The sequence below is a fragment of the Pseudomonas sp. RIT623 genome (assembly GCF_004519305.1).
GTDB lineage: Bacteria > Pseudomonadota > Gammaproteobacteria > Pseudomonadales > Pseudomonadaceae > Aquipseudomonas.
Map to the genome: position 1 here is coordinate 82,828 of NZ_SOZA01000017.1, position 16,738 is coordinate 99,565.

Here is a 16,738-nt window from a genome sequence, read left to right on the forward strand (position 1 = left end):
GTTACCCGGCCGGGTTGGCGTACACTGCCGGCAAGTCTGTGAGGAACTTCCATGAGCGCTATAACCATTACCGACGCCGCCCATGATTACCTGGCCGATCTGCTCTCCAAGCAGAACACGCCTGGCATCGGCATCCGTATTTTCATCACCCAGCCGGGCACCCAGTACGCCGAGACCTGCATCGCCTACTGCAAGCCGGGCGAAGAGAAACCCGACGACGAGCCGGTGGGCCTGAAAAGCTTCACCGCCTACCTGGACGCCGTCAGCGTGCCGTTCCTGGAGGACGCGCTGGTCGACTACGCCACGGACCGCATGGGCGGCCAACTGACCATCAAGGCGCCGAACGCCAAGGTGCCGATGGTCAACGAGGACAGCCCGATCAACGAGCGCATCAACTACTACCTGCAGACCGAGATCAACCCGGGCCTGGCCAGCCACGGCGGCGCCGTGAGCCTGGTGGACGTGGTCGACGACGGCATTGCCGTGCTGCAGTTCGGCGGTGGTTGCCAAGGTTGCGGCCAGGCCGACGTGACCCTGAAGGAAGGTATCGAGCGCACCTTGCTCGAGCGCATTCCCGAGCTCAAGGGCGTGCGTGACGTGACCGACCACAGCAACAAGGAAAACGCCTACTACTAAGGTGTGTTTCACCCTCGCGGGGCAAGCCCGCTCCCACGCCTGGATGCAGCTGCTGCCCAGATGTGGGAGCGGGCTTGCCCCGCGATGCGTTGGGTTACTTTCATTCGACTGAACAAGGACGCTCGGTATGAACCGCTCCTGTATCACGCTGTTTGCCCTGATGCTCTCGACCCAGGTCCTGGGGGCCTACCAGCCCCCCGGCGACAGCGAGGCCGACTACCGCCAGGCCGTGGCCAGCCTCGATGCGGTCGAGCCACAGCTGATGCGGATGATCCAACAGTTGGCCGAAGGCACCGCTGCCCAGGACCTGGAGCCCCGCCTGAGCCAATTGCGCGGTGAATGGAGCCCGGCGCTGCAACAGTTGCAGCGCGCAGTCGATGCAGGCCATGCCGTGGCCCAGTATCGAATGGCGCTCTACCGGTTCGCCTATCAGCCGGATGCGCCTGTGCTCGACGATCCTGGCCAATGCACGCTGTTGGTCAAGAGCCTGGAGCAAGGCTTCGCGCCAGCCGCTTTGCGTATTGCCAACCAATGCATCGGCTATGTCGATGGGCCTGCCTACGCGCCAGCGTTGAGCAAGGCGCTTGACGATTTTTCCCAGTTCTCTGGCTACTACCCGCAGCCGGCGGTGACCCTGGAGTGTGTCAAGCAGGACCCGAAAGACATCCAGTTGCAATGGGGCGACGCGCCGTCCTACCAGGCCGAACTCTACCGCCTGCTCGGCTTTGCCGCGAATCGCCGCGGCCCGCTGCGTGGTGAGTTCTGGCAGAAGGCCGTCGACATCAACGGCTGCCCGGCGATCGCCAGACGCATGGACAGGTTGCAGAACTGAATCGGTACGTAGCAATAAACTGTTACCAATTCAACCCCTGCGACAACAGGTCGCGCCCCGTATTCAAAGGGCTGCAGGCCGATCAGCCTTGTGTCGGGTAGATGGGGTGGGGGTAGCGTGACAGAATGCCCCGGTTTTCTGGCCGGCCCATCCCAGGGGTCGGCACCTTCCCTGTAAAGGATGGTTCCATGAATGATCTGTTGACCCGGCGCGCGGTTGTCGCCGGGATGGGCGTACTGGGGCTCGGCCTGCTGGCGGGCTGCAGCCCGGCCCGGGGCCTGGACTTCAAGTACGGCAAGAACATGAGCAACGAGATTCTCGGGCGCAAGTTCAAGCTCAAGGATACGCAAGGCAACGAGCGGACCCTGTCGAGCTTCTATGGCTCGATGCCGATGATCTTCTTCGGCTTCACCCAGTGCCCGGCCGTCTGCCCGACCGCCATGGCGCGCGTGGCGCAGATCCGCAAGATCCTCCGTGGCCGCGACCGCGACCTGTTCCAGCCGGTGTTCATCACCCTGGACCCGGAGCGCGACACCCCCGAGGTGCTCGACGCCTACGTCAAGGCCTTCGACCCGTCGATCGTCGCCCTGACCGGCACGCCCGAGGAAATCGACGCGGTGGCCCAGGAGTTCAAGGTGTTCTACGAAAAGGTCCCGGCCGGCGACACCTACACCATCTCTCACTCGTCCACCAGCTACGTCTACGATACGCGTAGCACCCTGCGCCTGAGCCTGGGCCATTCCCTGAACGCCAAGGAATGCGCCGAGGACCTGGTCACCCTGATGGAGATCTGCTGAATGTCGATGCAACCGATCAAGCGCGGCCTGGCCGCCCTGGCCCTGCTGGGCCTGACCTTGCCAGCCCTGGCCCAGACTACCGTGAGCGATGCCTGGGTGCGCGCCAGCGTGCCGCAGCAGCAGGCTACCGGCGCCTTCATGACCCTGACCGCCAGCAGCGACAGCAAGCTGGTGGGCGTGGCTTCGCCCGTGGCCAAGACCGTGCAGGTGCACGAGATGACCATGAACGGCGAGGTGATGGGCATGCGTGAGGTCAAGGCGGTCGAGCTGCCGGCGGGCAAGGCGGTGACCCTCGACCCGAATGGGTATCATGTGATGCTGATGGGCCTGAAACAGCAGGTGAAGGAAGGGCAGCAAGTGCCCCTGACCCTGACCATCGAAGATGCCAAGGGCCAGCAGCAGACGCTCGAGGTGCAAGCGCAGGTCAAGCCCCTGACTGCCGAGATGGGCGGCGGGCACGACCACTCGCACATGAAGCACTGACCGATTGACCACCACTGGGGCCGCGAAAGCGGCCCCAGTCGTTTCAGCTACGCAAGCGTGGCGACGGGCGATCGATGCTCAGCGAGGTCGAGGTCTTGCGCACCTTTGAGTGCAGCAGTGCCCCGCAAATACGGCGTTGTCGGCCTGTCCAAGACTCTGATTACTCGAGTGGATGTAAAATGCAGGGGTAAATAAGCGAATGATTAAAGTGTTTTGAAGTTATTTCAAAGGTATTGGGCGGTCTGGGGTGCGGGGTATAGTATTTCCAGATGTATATATTACGGATTACATGTTTTTTTACAGTTGCTCAGTTGTCGCACCTTTTTTTCTTGCTTAGTGTTTGCTTGCATGAAATCTGCCATCGAACTGTTCAAGGCCGATGTAACCGACGTCAACACCAAGGGCGTCTGCATGTGGTTATACTCGGGGCGGCCATCGGCCGCTCATTTCTTCTTTGGATGAGGGTCATGGTCTATGGACGATCGGGGTTGTCACACCATCTGCGACATTGCCGGCGCCAGCGTCCAATTGCTGGCAACCCTACAGGCTTCGGGTTTCACCGCCATCAGCGACATGGTTCACAAATTTTCAGTGGGCGCAGAGGGCGTGACCGGCTTGTTTCTATTGTCCGAGTCGCACCTTTCCTATCTCTATACGCTTGAGTGAGGCGCCGGCTGGGGAGCGCAAGTTCATTCATGTCGACATGGACTCGTTCTTCGTATCCGTCGAGTTGCTCGACGCGCCTTGGCTGCGCGAGCGCCCTGTGGCGGTGGGTGGTAGTGCGGCGGAACGTGGGGTCATCAGTACGGCCAGCTACCGCGCCCGGGAATTTGGCGTGAAGAGCGGCATGGCCACCGCCACGGCGCAGCGCTTGTGCCCGGAGCTGGTGTTGCTGCCGGTGCGTTTCGAGCGCTACGAGGCAGTGACGGCGAAACTCGACGCCATCTTCCGGCGCTACACCTGCAAGGTTGAATTCCTGTCCTTGGACGAGGCGACGCTGGATGTGTCAGGCCAGCCCCACTGCAAGGGTTCAGCCACCTACATGGCCCGGCAGATCCGTGCGGCAATCGAGCAGGAGCTGCAACTGACTGCTTCGGCGGGTATTGCGCCGCTGAAGTACCTGGCCAAGATCGCCTCGGAAGTGAACAAGCCCAACGGCCAGTTCGTGATTACTCCTGATCAGGTGTTGGTTTTTCTTTCAACGTTGGATATTCGCAAGATTCCCGGCGTTGGCCCCAAGACCTGGGCGGTGCTCGAACGCTTGGGGTGCCGGGTGTGTGGTGATGTCTGCGCAGACAAGATTCCCCCATTGTTGCGTCACTTGGGCGTGCACGGGTTCTATGTTTGGGAGCGTTGCCAAGGCAAGGAAGAACATGAGGAAAAGACCACGGACCTGCGCTCGGTCGGCGTCGAACACACCCTGCCAGCCGACTGCCACGATTTGAGCGCCTGCGCCGAGCAACTGGACACCTTGATGGCGGAGCTACGCAGGCGTCTGGAAGATCTTGGCGAGGACATCCATATCGTCAGGAACCAGGTCAAGCTCAAGTTCGCCGACTTTGCCATCGCCAGCACCGAAGCCCCGGCGTTGGGGTTGCAGCCGAAGGTCGTGCATGGCCTTTGCAGCGGGCTTTGGAACAGCAAGCGTCAGGGGCGTGCGGTGCGTTTGGTAGGGGTGTCGGTGAAGATCAGGCGCAAGGAGGCCGACCGCCTGCAACTGGAACTGCCGTGGTGAGTTGGCAGGCCTGACGGTAGGCGCCGGGGATGGCCCTATGCACATGAATCACTGAGCTTGGATCGGGGCGCGCTGCGCCGCGTACCGCAAAAGGGCTGCAAAGCAGCCCTATCAGCTACGGAACCTGGGCAGCGGCCGTTCGATATTCAGCGAGGTCAGGGTCTTGCGCACCTGGGCGTCCTCGGCCTCCAGGGCCTTGAGGCTGGCGCGGATCTTGCCCGCAGCGGGTATGTCGCCTTGGCGGTCGATCCAGTCGGCGATTTCCTTGCAGGCGCTGCTCAGGCAGGCCTGGCGCTGGTTCATCAGGCTGATCAGGGTGGTGATCTCTCGTTCGGACATGGCGGGTTCCTCCATTCAGCCCCTTGAGTGTAGCAGTGGCGCACGCGGTTGCCTGGGCGCTCAGGCGCGGTAGCCGGCGGCCAGGGCGCAGGCCAGCAACGCGCAAGCCAGCAGCGTCGCCGCCAGTGCCTGGGCGGCCCCCACCAGCGTCAGCCCCACGCCGATCTGCAGGTAGTAGAACAGCCCGAACAGCGCCCCGGCGCTGCCGCGGCAATCGCCGTAGTCGACCAGTGCCGAGCTGAGCACCAGTGGGATGGCCATGGCGAAGGCGACCATCACCAGCAGCATGGCCGCCACTGCCCACAGGCTGTCGGCCAACCCCAGCATCGCCACCGCCGCCAGCAGGTCGAGCAGGCAGGCCAGGCGCAGCAGGCGGGCAACCCCGAGCCCGCGCCGCAACTGCCAGCCATTGAGTCGCGCGCCAAGCAATGCGCCGCCGGCCAGGGCCGCGCCGGAATAACCCATCCAGGCGCTGGCGCCGAGCCGCTCGAACATGAAGGGCGCCAAGCTGTACCAACTGAACACGCTGACGTTGAACACTGCCACCAGGGCGCTGGCCCGCTGGATGCGGCGATCGCTGAGCAGGCGCCAGAGCAGTTGGCCGATGGCGGGCGCCTGGCGCGGACCGCCGTGGGTCTCCGGCAGGCAGCGCCAGGCCCAGGCCAGCAAGGTCGCGGCCATTAGCAATTGACCGGCCAGCACCCCCTGGTAGCCAAGGGCGTGCTCCAACCAGGCGCCGCTGAGCAGGCCCAGGGCCGGGCTGAGGGCCAGGCAGGCACCGATCAGGGTGAATACCCGGGCCAGTTCCTCGCCCTGATGGCGATCGCGCAATATGGTCTGGGTCACCACCGAGCCCACCGCCGCCGCGAAAGCCGCCACCACCCGGGCACCCAGCAACTGGCTGAAGTCGCGCGCCAGCAGCGCGGCCAGGGCCGCCAAGCTATACAGCAGCAGCCCGGCGAGCATGCTCGGGCGCCGCCCCCAGCGGTCGCACAGGCGCCCCCAGGCCAGCACCCCGGCGGCGAACGCCATGAAGTACAGCGACAGGGTCAGCGAGGCCTGGGCGGCGGTCACGCCAAAGTGCTCGGCCAGCGAAACCAGGGCCGGGCTGTACAGGGTTTCGGCGACCTGCGGGAACATCAGCAGGGCACTGGCCAGGGCCAGCCAAGAGCGGGAAAGCATGGTGTCGACGCCTTGGGCGGGAAGGGGCGGCCATGGTAGATGCGCGGGCGGCTGGGCTATTATCGCGAGTTGAACAATTTACCGTCGTAATCGGACAACCCTGCATGGCCTGGCTGGACCCCGACTCACCTTTCGATCCCGATGCTTTCAGCGCCCCCCTGCTGGGCATCTGCTCGGCCCTGGGCGAGCACGACTCCGGGCGGCATCGGCATGACCGCGGCCAGTTGCTGTTCACCCGTCAGGGCTGCGTGCGTATCGACACACCCGGGCGCCTGTGCCTGTTGCCACCGACCCAGGCGGCGTGGATCCCGGCGGGGCTCGAACACCGCGCGCGGATGCGCGAGACCGTGGATTATCGTTCGCTGTATTTCACCGCGGCGCTGTGCGAGGGCTTGCCGACCCAGGTCACGATCTTCAGCGTCAACCCGCTGCTGCGCGAGCTGGTCGAGCGCATCGCCCTGGCGCCGTTCGCCACGGCCTGGGACCAGGGCGCCGCGACGCACCTGCTGGCGCTGTGCCTGAGCGAGCTGCAGCAGGCCCAGCGCCAGCCGATGTTCCTGCCATTGCCGAGTGATCGGCGTTTGGCGCGGCTGGTGGAGCAGTTGGACCGCCTGCCGCCAGCCTTGAGCGAGTTGGCGGGGCAGGTGGGCGCCAGCGAAAAAACCATCAGCCGCCTGTTCAGGCGCGATACCGGCCTGTCCTATCAGCAGTGGCGGCAACAGTGGCGTCTGTTGCGCGCGGTGGAGCAGTTGGCGCTGCAGCGCCCGCTCGGGGCGATTGCCGACGAGTTGGGCTTTGCCACCGACAGCGCCTTCATCGCCTTCTTCCGTGGCCTGACCGGGCTGACCCCGGGCGCCTGGAGCCGCTCGACTAGCTCAGGTTGAGGCAGGCCTGGCGGTAGGCGCCGGGGGTGACCCCATAGGCCTGCTTGAACTGCCGGCTCAGGTGGCTCTGGTCGGCGAAGCCGAGCAGGAAGGCGACCTCCAGGGCCGGTTGGCCGCGCTTGAGCAACTCCCGGGCCCGGGCCAGGCGCCGCTGCTTGAGCCAGGCATGGGGCGGTAGGCCGGTGGCCTGGCGGAACACCCGGGCGAAGTGGAAAGGTGACAGGTGCACCGCCGCCGCCAAGGCCTCCAGCGACGGCGGATCGGCCAGCTGGCTTTCCAGCAATTCGCGGGCGCGGGCCACGGCCAGGGGCTCGTTGCCGGGTGCGGCCGGTTCGGCGCAGTGACCATGGCGCTGCACCAGTGCCAGCACGGCCTGGCGCCAGGCGGTCTGTTGCTCCAGGGCGCTGGCGTCGGTTTCTGACAGCCGGTGCAGATGACTGAACGTGGCGGCCAGGGTCGGGTCCTGAATCACGCTGTCCTTGAACCGCGGCATGCCGTGGCGGCCCAGCTCCAGTTCCTCGAGCACGCCGGTGACGCGCTCATGATCGGGGTAGAACCCTCGGTAGCGCCATCCGGCCTCGTGGGCGGTGGCGCCAGTATGAAGCTCGTCGGGGTTGATCAGCACCATGCTGCCCACCGGCGCCAGGTGCTCGCTGCCGCGGTGCCAGAAGCGCTGGGCACCGGACTCGATCACCGTGAACACATAGCCTTCGTGCACATGTGGGGCGAAGCGCTGCTGGAAGTAACGGGCGTGCAGCATCTCGACATCGCCCAGGGCCGGCGCCTGCCACAGGTGGGTTTGTTCGCGCAGGGGCGTGCTCATGCCAGCCAGCTGCGCAGGAGGAAGAAGATCAACATGCTCGCCAGCATGCTCAGCAACACGCTGCGGGTCAACAGCACCAGGGTGATGGCCACCAGCGAACCGAGCAGGTAGGGGTTGAGCGGGCTGAGGTCGAGCTGATGCTCGGGCAGGAAGATGATCGGCCCGCAGATCGCGGTGAGCATGCCCGGCACGGCGAAGCCGAGGAACTGCCGGGCGTTGGAGCTCAGGCGCAGTGGCAGGCGCGGCTCGAGAAAAGCGTAGCGGTTGAGGAATACCACCGCGCCCATGGCGAAGATCAGTAACCAGATCATGCACGGCCTCCGGAGAATTTCTGGCAGATGAAACCGGCGGCCATGCCCAGCAGGCCGGCGGCGACCAGGGCGGTTTCCCAGTGCCAGTAGCTGAACAGCACCGAGCAGAACAGCGACACCGCCACGCACACCAGGGTCGGCAGGTTGCGCACCAGCGGCGCGATCAGCGCGACGAAGGTGGCGACGATGGAGAAGTCCAGGCCCAGTTGGTCCAGGTGCGGGATGTTCTGGCCCAGGATGATGCCGGCCAGGGTGAACAGGTTCCACGCCACGTAGAAGGTCAGGCCGACACCCAGGGCGTACCAGCGGTTGAACTGCTGCTGGTCGTGGTGGCTGGTCAAGGCGAAGAACTCGTCGGTCAGCAAGAAGCCCAGGCCCAGCCGCCAGCGGGTGGGCAGGCCCGACAGCACGGGGCGCATCGACAGCCCGTAGAGCAGGTGCTGCGAGGTCAGCAGCAGTGTGGTAAGCAGGATCGAGAACAGGTTGGCGCCGCCCTTGAGCATGCCGATCGCCACCAGTTGCGCGGCGCCGGCGAAGACGATGGCCGACAGCCCCTGGCCTTGCCAGGCGCTGAGGTTGGCCTCGATGGCCATGGAACCGGCCAGCAAGCCCCAGGGCGCGACCGCCAGGGACAAGGGCAAAATGGCGATGGCACCGTGGAGGAAGGCTTGGCGGGCGAGGGGCGGGCTGGACATGAAGGCGGCAACGAATCGACAGGGCAGACCAGCATGCCAGAGCAGGGTGTGGGTGGCTTGAACGATCTTGCTTTGTTGGCCCCGCTCCACAGGCCTTGCGCAACCCTTGTAGGAGCGGCCTTGTGTCGCGAAAGGGGCGCGTAGCGGCCCCAGCGATTCTTGCTTCAATGCTGAAACCCTGGGGCTGCTGCGCAGCCCTTTCGCGACACAAGGCCGCTCCTACAGGAGAGCGTCTGATCGGCGGTCGCAGCTGTGGATTCAGCGCAGCTCCACCTGAGCGCACAGCCCACCTTCGGCGCGGTTGCGCAAGGTCAGGTTGCCACCCATGGCCTGGGTCAACTGCTGGGCGATCGCCAAGCCCAGCCCGGTGCCGCCAGTGCTGCGGTTGCGCGAGCCTTCGACGCGGTAGAACGGCTTGAGCACATCGTCCAGTTCCGCCTCGGGGATGCCGGGGCCGTTATCGAGCACGCGGATCCAGGTCACGCCGTCCTCGCGGCCGACCTCCAACTGTGCGGCACCGGCGAATTTCAGCGCGTTGTCCACCAGGTTCGCCAACACTCGACGCAGCGCGTGGGGGCGGGTGTGCAGTGTGGTTTGCGCGCTGCCCTGGCGGTCCACCTTGGCGCCGCTGTCCTGATAGTCGAACACCAGGCTGTCGAGGAAGGCGTCGAGGTTGACCTTGCACGGCGCCTCGGTGCTGCTGTCCATGCTGCGGGCATAGGCCACACCCTCGCGCACCAGGTGCTCCATGGCGTCGAGGTCGTGCCATAGCTTGTCCTTCTCCACACCATCGTCCATCTGCTCGACACGCAGCTTCATGCGCGTGATTGGCGTCTGCAGGTCGTGGGAGATGGCGGCCAGCAGTTGCATGCGTTCCTTGAGGTAGGCGGCGATGCGCGCCCGCAGCGCATTGAAGGCCACGGCGGCGTAGCGCACCTCGCGTGGGCCGCTTTCGTCGAGCAGAGGCCCTGGGCTGTTCGGGTCGAGGTTGTCCAGCGCCTGTACCAGCCGGGTCAGCGGGCCGATGGCCAGGCGCACGGCGAGCCAGGTGCAGGCCAACAGTACCGCCAGCTGGATCAGCAGCACCACCGGCAGCCAGGTGGCCACTGGCACAGGCGCAGGGGTGACATCGATGGTTAGCGGCGCACCGTCGGCCAGGCGCAAGTGGGCCTGGAAGTGCGCGTTGGGGCCGGGGATTTCCTGGAAGGTCAGGCGGTAGCGGTCGCCGATGGCCTTGACGATGGAGTCGGCGGCCATGGGTGGGTTCTCGCTGGGCATCGCCTCGCCGGCCAGACCGCCGTCCAACCGGTAGCGGTAGGTGCGCCGCTCCAGGCGCGGTAACCAGCTCGGGCGCTCGGCGGCGGGCAGGCGGTCGAGAATGGCCACCGAGGTCGAGACGTCCAGCTCAAGGTTGCTGAGCATCATCGAGCGGCTGCTGACGTAGCGTTCATAGGCTTGCAGGCTGAACGACAAGCCATAGGCCAGCACCAGCCCGGTGAAGAAGATCAGCGCCAGGCGCGAGGCCAGGGTGCGTGGCCATTTCATGCCGGTGACTCCAGCAGCTGTACCGGCAGCGAGAAGACATAGCCTTCGCTGCGCACGGTCTTGATGCAGGTGGGTTCGCGGGCGTCGTCGCCCAGGCGCTGGCGCAGGCGGCTAACCAACAGGTCAATGGAACGGTCGAAGATATCCGCCTCGCGGCCCTGGGTGAGGTTGAGCAGCTGCTCGCGGCTGAGCACCCGCTGCGGATGGTCGAGGAACACCCGCAGCAGGCGGTATTCGGCGCCTGACAAGGCCACCAGGGTGCCCTCGCTGTCGAGCAAGTGGCGGGCGGTGGTGTCCAGCCGCCAGGGGCCGAAGGCGAGCAGCCGGCTGCTTTCGCTGATGGTCAGGTTGGGCGGCAGCATCCGCGTGCGGCGCAACACGGCGTTGATCCGGGCCAGCAGTTCACGGGCCGAGAATGGCTTGGTCAGGTAGTCGTCGGCGCCCATTTCCAGGCCAATGATGCGGTCGGTCTCGTCGTTGCGCGCGGTGAGCATCAGCACCGGTGTGTTGCGGTGCTTGCCGGCGCGCAGCTCGCGGCACAGCAGCAGGCCGTCGTCGCCGGGCATCATGATATCGAGCACGATCAGGTCGACCGCGTTGTTCTCCAAGAAGGCGCGCATCTGCCGGCCGTCGGCGACGATGCTGGTACGCAGGCCGTTCTTCTTCAGGTAGTTGCCGACCAGTTCGCGGATTTCGCGGTCGTCGTCGACGACCAGGATGTGATCGACATGGTCCATCGGGGTGTCCTTGTAGAGGTGGGTGGGCGCAGTGTACCGAGCCAGTCCGGGCTTGCCTGCCCAGGTTTGTATTGCAGTGTATCTGGGGTTGTCGCAGATACAGGAGGACGCACGTCACGGCTCGGGTGGACACAAGTGGGATACCTGGCGGGGGTGAAATGGCTCTCGACCGGGGAGTGAAGCCCCCACCCCAAGCCCCTGCACCAGGAGACATGCCATGACCCTCAAGACCCTCGCCAGCGCCGCCCTGTTCGCCGCCCTCGGCCTCGGCGCCATCACCGCCCAGGCCAGTAGCGCTGCGCTCAACCAGGCCAACGTGATGCAGTACCGCTACGGTGATCAGCTCGACATCCACAAGGTAGTGTCGGTCAAGGACGAGCAGCGCAATACCTGCGGCGTGGTCAACACCCGCATGGACTACCTGGATTCCCAGGGCAAGGCGCAGAGCGTCGAGTACCGTACCTACGCTACCAGTGGCTGCCATGACAACTGAGGTGCGTGGCAAGCGCCGCCTGCTCAGGGCCGGCGGCGTGGCCCTGGCCCTGGTCGGGTTGGGGCTGGCCGGGCACTTGCTGGCCAGTGACGGTTATGGCCCCATGCCACCATTGGCCGGTGCCCAGCAGTGGCTCAACTCACCGCCGCTGGACGCCGCGACCCTCAAGGGCAAGGTGGTGCTGGTGGACTTCTGGACCTACGACTGCGTCAACTGTCGGCGCAGCCTGCCGCAGGTCAACGCCTGGGCCCGGCGCTACGCCGACCAGGGCCTGGTGGTGATTGGCGTACATACCCCGGAGTACGCCTACGAGCATGATGTCGATAGCCTGCGCGCCCAGGTTCGCCAACTGGGTATCGACTACCCGGTGGCGGTGGACAACGACTACCGGATCTGGAACGCCTGGGGCAACCAGTTCTGGCCGGCGCACTATTTCGTCGATCGCCAGGGCCAGGTGCGCCATGTACATTTTGGCGAGGGCGGCCACGCCGGGCAGGAGCAGGTGATCCGCACCCTGCTGGACGAGCAGGGCTGAACCGATCGCCTTGCAGGTCGGCGGATGTGGTTTAGGCTCATTGCATCGCACGTTTTCCAATCACACAGCGAAACAGCGGAGTAGTGCAGCATGGGATACCAGAAAATCAAGGTTCCGGCCGACGGCAGCAAGATCACCGTCAATGCAGACCATTCGCTCAATGTGCCCGACAACCCCATCATTCCCTACATCGAAGGCGACGGCATCGGCGTGGACGTCTCGCCGGTGATGATCAAGGTGGTCGACGCCGCCGTGCTCAAGGCCTATGGCGGCAAGCGCAAGATCGCCTGGATGGAGGTGTACGCCGGCGAGAAGGCCACCCAGGTGTACGACCAGGACACCTGGCTGCCTCAGGAGACACTGGATGCGGTGAAAGACTACGTGGTGTCGATCAAGGGGCCGCTGACCACCCCGGTCGGCGGCGGCATCCGTTCGCTCAACGTGGCCCTGCGCCAGCAGCTCGACCTGTATGTGTGCCTGCGTCCGGTGGTGTGGTTCCAGGGCGTGCCCAGCCCGGTGAAAAAGCCAGGCGACGTCGACATGGTGATCTTCCGCGAGAACTCCGAGGACATCTATGCCGGTATCGAGTGGAAAGCCGGTTCGCCCGAGGCGAACAAGGTGATCAAGTTCCTCAAGGAGGAGATGGGCGTCACCAAGATCCGCTTCGACCAGGACTGCGGCATCGGCGTCAAGCCGGTGTCGAAGGAAGGCACCAAGCGCCTGGTGCGCAAGGCCCTGCAATATGTGGTGGACAACGACCGCAAGTCGCTGACCCTGGTGCACAAGGGCAACATCATGAAGTTCACCGAAGGCGCGTTCAAGGATTGGGGCTATGAAGTGGCCCGCGACGAGTTCGGCGCCGAGCTGCTCGATGGCGGCCCATGGATGAAGTTCAAGAACCCCAGGACCGGCCGCGAGGTGATCGTCAAGGATGCCATCGCCGATGCCATGCTCCAGCAGATCCTGCTGCGCCCGGCCGAATACGACGTGATCGCCACCCTAAACCTCAACGGTGACTACCTGTCCGACGCCTTGGCGGCGGAGGTGGGCGGCATCGGCATCGCCCCGGGCGCCAACCTGTCCGACACAGTGGCCATGTTCGAAGCCACCCACGGCACCGCGCCCAAGTATGCCGGCAAGGACCAGGTCAATCCGGGCTCGGTGATTCTTTCAGCCGAGATGATGCTGCGGCACATGGGCTGGACCGAGGCGGCGGACCTGATCATCAAGGGCACCAATGGAGCAATTGGTGCCAAGACGGTGACCTATGATTTTGAGCGCCTGATGGACGGTGCGACGCTGGTTGGCAGTTCTGGTTTTGGCGAGGCAATGATCAAGCACATGTAAGGCGGGTAAAAAAAGCGGCCGCCTCTTTATAAAGAAGCGGCCGTTTTTTTCGTATACCGGCAATATGCAGGGATCAGGCTTGCAGGGGGACGGCCGAAGCGGCGCTGCCTGTGCTGGATCCAGTTTTATCGGCGTCGGCGCTCTCGATTTTCACAGCATGCAGGCCCTTGGGACCCTGAATGATGTCGAAGTTTACGGCTTGCCCGGCTTTCAGCGTCTTGTAACCGTCCATCTGGATCGCCGAATAATGAGCGAACAGGTCATCGGTCTTGCCGTCTTCGTTGATGAATCCGTAGCCCTTGGCATTGTTGAACCACTTGACTTTACCGCTTGCCATCCCTATGTCCCTCTGCAAAGGACTCCATCACTGGAGTATCATCCACTTCATCCGCATACGCACCATGCGAGAAAATCTGGTTGACTGCGCGGATCTTTATCGACCACGGTGGGTTCTTATTGGTTGTAACACCGTTTTGCCGATAGTCAAGGTCAGGCGGCGCCCGCGCCAAGCATGGCCTGCGCGGTCAACCCACAACCTTAACCTGTCGATCATGATGAAATTCTTTCCATGCATGTACTCAGTAAGATTCGACTAACATTCAATCAGGATCGCCCCCAGTCGCATGAAGACGGGCATGAGGACGACGGCGCGGGTCTCGCGGTTCAGGAGGCCAAGCCGATCCTGCAGGCGCCACCGATGTACAAGGTGGTTTTGTTCAACGATGACTACACGCCAATGGATTTCGTCGTCGAAGTGCTCGAGACGTTCTTCAATCTGAACCGCGAGCTGGCGACCAAGATCATGCTGACCGTCCATACCGAAGGGCGGGCAGTGTGCGGATTGTTTACCCGTGACATCGCCGAAACAAAGGCCATGCAGGTCAACCAATACGCCAGGGAAAGCCAGCATCCGCTACTCTGTGAAATCGAGAAGGACGGTTAATCGCCGACCACTTGGGTATGAGGTGAAGCTATGTTAAACCGCGAGCTCGAAGTCACCCTCAATCTGGCCTTCAAGGAGGCCCGTTCGAAGCGTCATGAGTTCATGACCGTCGAACACCTGTTGCTGGCACTCCTTGACAATGAGGCTGCCGCGACCGTTCTGCGCGCCTGTGGCGCCAATCTCGACAAGCTCAAGCACGACCTGCAAGAGTTCATCGATTCGACCACGCCGCTGATCCCCGTGCATGACGAGGACCGCGAAACCCAACCGACCCTGGGCTTCCAGCGTGTCCTGCAGCGTGCCGTGTTCCACGTGCAAAGCTCCGGCAAGCGCGAAGTGACCGGCGCCAACGTGTTGGTGGCGATTTTCAGCGAACAGGAAAGCCAGGCCGTGTTCCTGCTCAAGCAGCAGAGCGTGGCGCGCATCGACGTGGTCAACTATATCGCCCACGGCATCAGCAAGGTGCCGGGCCATGGGCCGAACAGCGACAGCGACCAGGACATGCAGGACGAGGAGGGCGGCGAGGCGTCGTCTTCCAGCAATCCGCTGGACGCCTACGCCAGCAACCTCAATGAACTGGCCCGTGCCGGGCGCATCGACCCACTGGTGGGCCGCGAGCAGGAGGTCGAGCGTGTTGCGCAGATCCTCGCCCGCCGCCGCAAGAACAACCCGCTGCTGGTGGGCGAGGCCGGGGTGGGCAAGACCGCCATCGCCGAAGGCCTGGCCAAGCGCATCGTCGACGGCCAGGTGCCCGACCTGCTGGCCCAGAGCGTGGTCTACTCGCTGGACCTCGGCGCGCTGTTGGCCGGCACCAAGTACCGCGGTGACTTCGAGAAGCGCTTCAAGGCGCTGCTCGGCGAGCTGCGCAAGCGTCCGCAGGCGATCCTGTTCATCGACGAGATCCACACCATCATTGGTGCCGGCGCGGCCTCTGGTGGCGTGATGGACGCTTCCAACCTGCTCAAGCCGCTGCTGTCGTCCGGCGATATCCGTTGCATCGGCTCGACCACCTTCCAGGAGTTTCGTGGCATCTTCGAGAAGGATCGCGCCCTGGCGCGACGCTTCCAGAAGGTCGATGTCAGCGAGCCTTCGGTGGAAGACACCGTGGGTATCCTGCGTGGGCTCAAGGGCCGCTTCGAGAGCCACCACAACATCGAGTACAGCGACGAGGCCCTGCGCGCCGCCGCCGAGCTGGCCTCGCGCTACATCAATGACCGGCACATGCCGGACAAGGCCATCGATGTGATCGACGAAGCCGGCGCCTACCAGCGCCTGCAACCGGAAGCCAACCGGGTCAAGCGCATCGACGTGCCGCAGGTCGAGGACATCGTCGCCAAGATCGCGCGGATTCCGCCAAAGCATGTCACCAGTTCCGACAAGGAACTGCTGCGCAACCTCGAGCGTGACCTGAAGCTGACCGTGTTCGGCCAGGACCCGGCCATCGACTCGCTGGCCACCGCGATCAAGCTGTCCCGTGCCGGGCTCAAGGCGCCGGACAAGCCGGTCGGCTCGTTCCTGTTCGCCGGCCCTACCGGTGTCGGCAAGACCGAAGCCGCGCGCCAGCTGGCCAAGGCGCTGGGGGTGGAGCTGGTGCGCTTCGACATGTCCGAGTACATGGAGCGGCACACCGTGTCGCGCCTGATCGGTGCGCCACCGGGCTATGTCGGCTTTGACCAGGGTGGCCTGCTGACCGAAGCGATCACCAAGCAACCGCATTGCGTGCTGCTGCTCGATGAAATCGAGAAGGCCCACCCGGAAGTCTTCAACCTGCTGCTGCAGGTGATGGACCACGGGACCCTGACCGACAACAACGGGCGCAAGGCGGATTTCCGCAACGTGATCCTGATCATGACCACCAACGCCGGCGCCGAAACCGCCGCGCGGGCCTCGATCGGCTTTACCCACCAGGACCACTCGTCCGATGCCATGGAAGTCATCCGCAAGAGCTTCACGCCAGAGTTCCGCAACCGCCTGGATACCATCATCCAGTTCGGCCGCCTGTCCCACGAGACGATCAAGAGCATCGTCGACAAGTTCCTCATCGAACTGCAGGCCCAACTGGAGGACAAGCGTGTGTTGCTGGAAGTCAGCGATGCCGCCCGCGGCTGGCTGGCGGCCTCGGGTTACGACGTGCAGATGGGCGCGCGGCCAATGGCGCGGCTGATCCAGGACAAGATCAAGCGGCCGCTGGCCGAGGAGATCCTGTTCGGCGAGCTGGCCGAGCATGGCGGCGTGGTGCACATCGACCTGCGCGATGGCGAGTTGGTATTCGACTTCGAGACCACCGCAGAAGTTGCGTAGGGCTGGGGCCGCTGTGCGGCCCGTTCGCGGCATAAGGCCGCTCCTACAGGGAATTACATATTTCTGTAGGAGCGGCCTTGTGCCGCGAACGGGCTGCCAAGCAGCCCCGCATTATGAAAG

General features: G+C 64.2%; 19 protein-coding genes. 11 read left to right on the top strand and 8 right to left on the bottom strand.

The features are described 5' to 3' along the window. The first annotated feature begins 51 nt into the window (after window positions 1–51). The 5 genes from nfuA (at window position 52) to dinB (ending at window position 4,483) form a co-directional block, all read left to right on the top strand. Complete coding sequence (gene nfuA / locus E3U47_RS13690; RefSeq protein WP_134691968.1) at window positions 52–636, top strand: Fe-S biogenesis protein NfuA; 585 nt, start codon at window positions 52–54, stop codon at window positions 634–636. Window positions 637–763: 127 nt separating this feature from the next. Further along, window positions 764–1,468, top strand: coding sequence for a hypothetical protein (locus E3U47_RS13695; protein ID WP_134691969.1), 705 nt, complete (start codon window positions 764–766; stop codon window positions 1,466–1,468). 188 nt (window positions 1,469–1,656) lie between these two features. Then, window positions 1,657–2,265: an SCO family protein gene (locus E3U47_RS13700; protein ID WP_134691970.1), complete on the top strand. Its 609-nt coding sequence runs from the start codon at window positions 1,657–1,659 to the stop codon at window positions 2,263–2,265. Beyond that, complete coding sequence (locus E3U47_RS13705) at window positions 2,266–2,748, top strand: copper chaperone PCu(A)C (protein WP_134691971.1); 483 nt, start codon at window positions 2,266–2,268, stop codon at window positions 2,746–2,748. It abuts the gene before it with no gap. A gap of 658 nt (window positions 2,749–3,406) precedes the next feature. Then, window positions 3,407–4,483 (top strand): DNA polymerase IV, encoded by a 1,077-nt coding sequence (gene dinB / locus E3U47_RS13715; protein ID WP_256660274.1) that lies wholly within the window; start codon window positions 3,407–3,409, stop codon window positions 4,481–4,483. Between the two features lie 111 nt (window positions 4,484–4,594). Here the strand turns inward: dinB and E3U47_RS13720 are convergent, their stop codons facing one another. After that, window positions 4,595–4,822, bottom strand: a complete 228-nt coding sequence (locus E3U47_RS13720) for a hypothetical protein (RefSeq protein ID WP_134691973.1) — start codon at window positions 4,820–4,822, stop codon at window positions 4,595–4,597. 60 nt (window positions 4,823–4,882) lie between these two features. After that, the gene (locus E3U47_RS13725) at window positions 4,883–6,004 is read right to left on the bottom strand and encodes an MFS transporter (protein ID WP_134691974.1); all 1,122 of its coding nucleotides are present in this window, start codon (window positions 6,002–6,004) and stop codon (window positions 4,883–4,885) included. A 104-nt stretch (window positions 6,005–6,108) separates the two neighbouring features. On the opposite strand from E3U47_RS13725, the gene E3U47_RS13730 reads away from it, so the two are divergent. Next, the gene (locus tag E3U47_RS13730; RefSeq protein WP_134691975.1) at window positions 6,109–6,888 is read left to right on the top strand and encodes a helix-turn-helix domain-containing protein; all 780 of its coding nucleotides are present in this window, start codon (window positions 6,109–6,111) and stop codon (window positions 6,886–6,888) included. Here E3U47_RS13730 and E3U47_RS13735 read toward each other — a convergent pair. The 5 genes from E3U47_RS13735 to E3U47_RS13755 all read right to left on the bottom strand — a co-directional run bounded on the left by E3U47_RS13735 (window position 6,875) and on the right by E3U47_RS13755 (window position 10,999). Beyond that, entirely contained in the window at window positions 6,875–7,711 is an 837-nt protein-coding gene (locus E3U47_RS13735; RefSeq protein ID WP_134691976.1) for an AraC family transcriptional regulator, read from the bottom strand. The genes E3U47_RS13730 and E3U47_RS13735 overlap by 14 nt on opposite strands. After that, the gene (locus E3U47_RS13740; protein WP_134691977.1) at window positions 7,708–8,022 is read right to left on the bottom strand and encodes an AzlD domain-containing protein; all 315 of its coding nucleotides are present in this window, start codon (window positions 8,020–8,022) and stop codon (window positions 7,708–7,710) included. The genes E3U47_RS13735 and E3U47_RS13740 overlap by 4 nt, the downstream gene beginning before the upstream one ends. Further along, window positions 8,019–8,717 carry an AzlC family ABC transporter permease gene (locus tag E3U47_RS13745; RefSeq protein WP_134691978.1) on the bottom strand — a complete coding sequence of 233 codons (699 nt, stop codon included), beginning with the start codon at window positions 8,715–8,717 and terminating at the stop codon, window positions 8,019–8,021. Before E3U47_RS13745 ends, E3U47_RS13740 begins: the two co-directional genes overlap by 4 nt. A 258-nt stretch (window positions 8,718–8,975) precedes the next feature. Next, window positions 8,976–10,262: an ATP-binding protein gene (locus tag E3U47_RS13750; protein ID WP_134691979.1), complete on the bottom strand. Its 1,287-nt coding sequence runs from the start codon at window positions 10,260–10,262 to the stop codon at window positions 8,976–8,978. Then, the gene (locus tag E3U47_RS13755) at window positions 10,259–10,999 is read right to left on the bottom strand and encodes a response regulator (protein ID WP_134691980.1); all 741 of its coding nucleotides are present in this window, start codon (window positions 10,997–10,999) and stop codon (window positions 10,259–10,261) included. Before E3U47_RS13755 ends, E3U47_RS13750 begins: the two co-directional genes overlap by 4 nt. A 217-nt stretch (window positions 11,000–11,216) precedes the next feature. On the opposite strand from E3U47_RS13755, the gene E3U47_RS13760 reads away from it, so the two are divergent. From E3U47_RS13760 to icd, 3 genes are all read left to right on the top strand, one after another. Next, window positions 11,217–11,492, top strand: a complete 276-nt coding sequence (locus E3U47_RS13760; protein ID WP_134691981.1) for a DUF2790 domain-containing protein — start codon at window positions 11,217–11,219, stop codon at window positions 11,490–11,492. A gap of 19 nt (window positions 11,493–11,511) precedes the next feature. Further along, complete coding sequence (locus tag E3U47_RS13765; protein WP_134691988.1) at window positions 11,512–12,027, top strand: thioredoxin family protein; 516 nt, start codon at window positions 11,512–11,514, stop codon at window positions 12,025–12,027. Between the two features lie 90 nt (window positions 12,028–12,117). Then, window positions 12,118–13,374 carry an NADP-dependent isocitrate dehydrogenase gene (gene icd / locus E3U47_RS13770; protein ID WP_134691982.1) on the top strand — a complete coding sequence of 419 codons (1,257 nt, stop codon included), beginning with the start codon at window positions 12,118–12,120 and terminating at the stop codon, window positions 13,372–13,374. A 73-nt stretch (window positions 13,375–13,447) separates the two neighbouring features. Here icd and cspD read toward each other — a convergent pair whose 3' ends face one another. After that, a complete protein-coding gene (gene cspD, locus E3U47_RS13775; protein WP_134691983.1) occupies window positions 13,448–13,711 on the bottom strand; it encodes a cold shock domain-containing protein CspD in 264 nt (87 codons plus the stop codon). 231 nt (window positions 13,712–13,942) lie between these two features. Between cspD and clpS the strand changes: the two genes are divergently transcribed. Together clpS and clpA are read left to right on the top strand one after the other, a co-directional pair. Next, on the top strand, window positions 13,943–14,317 hold the full coding sequence (gene clpS, locus E3U47_RS13780; protein WP_134691984.1) for an ATP-dependent Clp protease adapter ClpS: 375 nt from the start codon (window positions 13,943–13,945) through the stop codon (window positions 14,315–14,317). A gap of 30 nt (window positions 14,318–14,347) precedes the next feature. After that, window positions 14,348–16,618, top strand: a complete 2,271-nt coding sequence (gene clpA / locus E3U47_RS13785) for an ATP-dependent Clp protease ATP-binding subunit ClpA (RefSeq protein ID WP_134691985.1) — start codon at window positions 14,348–14,350, stop codon at window positions 16,616–16,618. Window positions 16,619–16,738 lie beyond the last annotated feature (120 nt).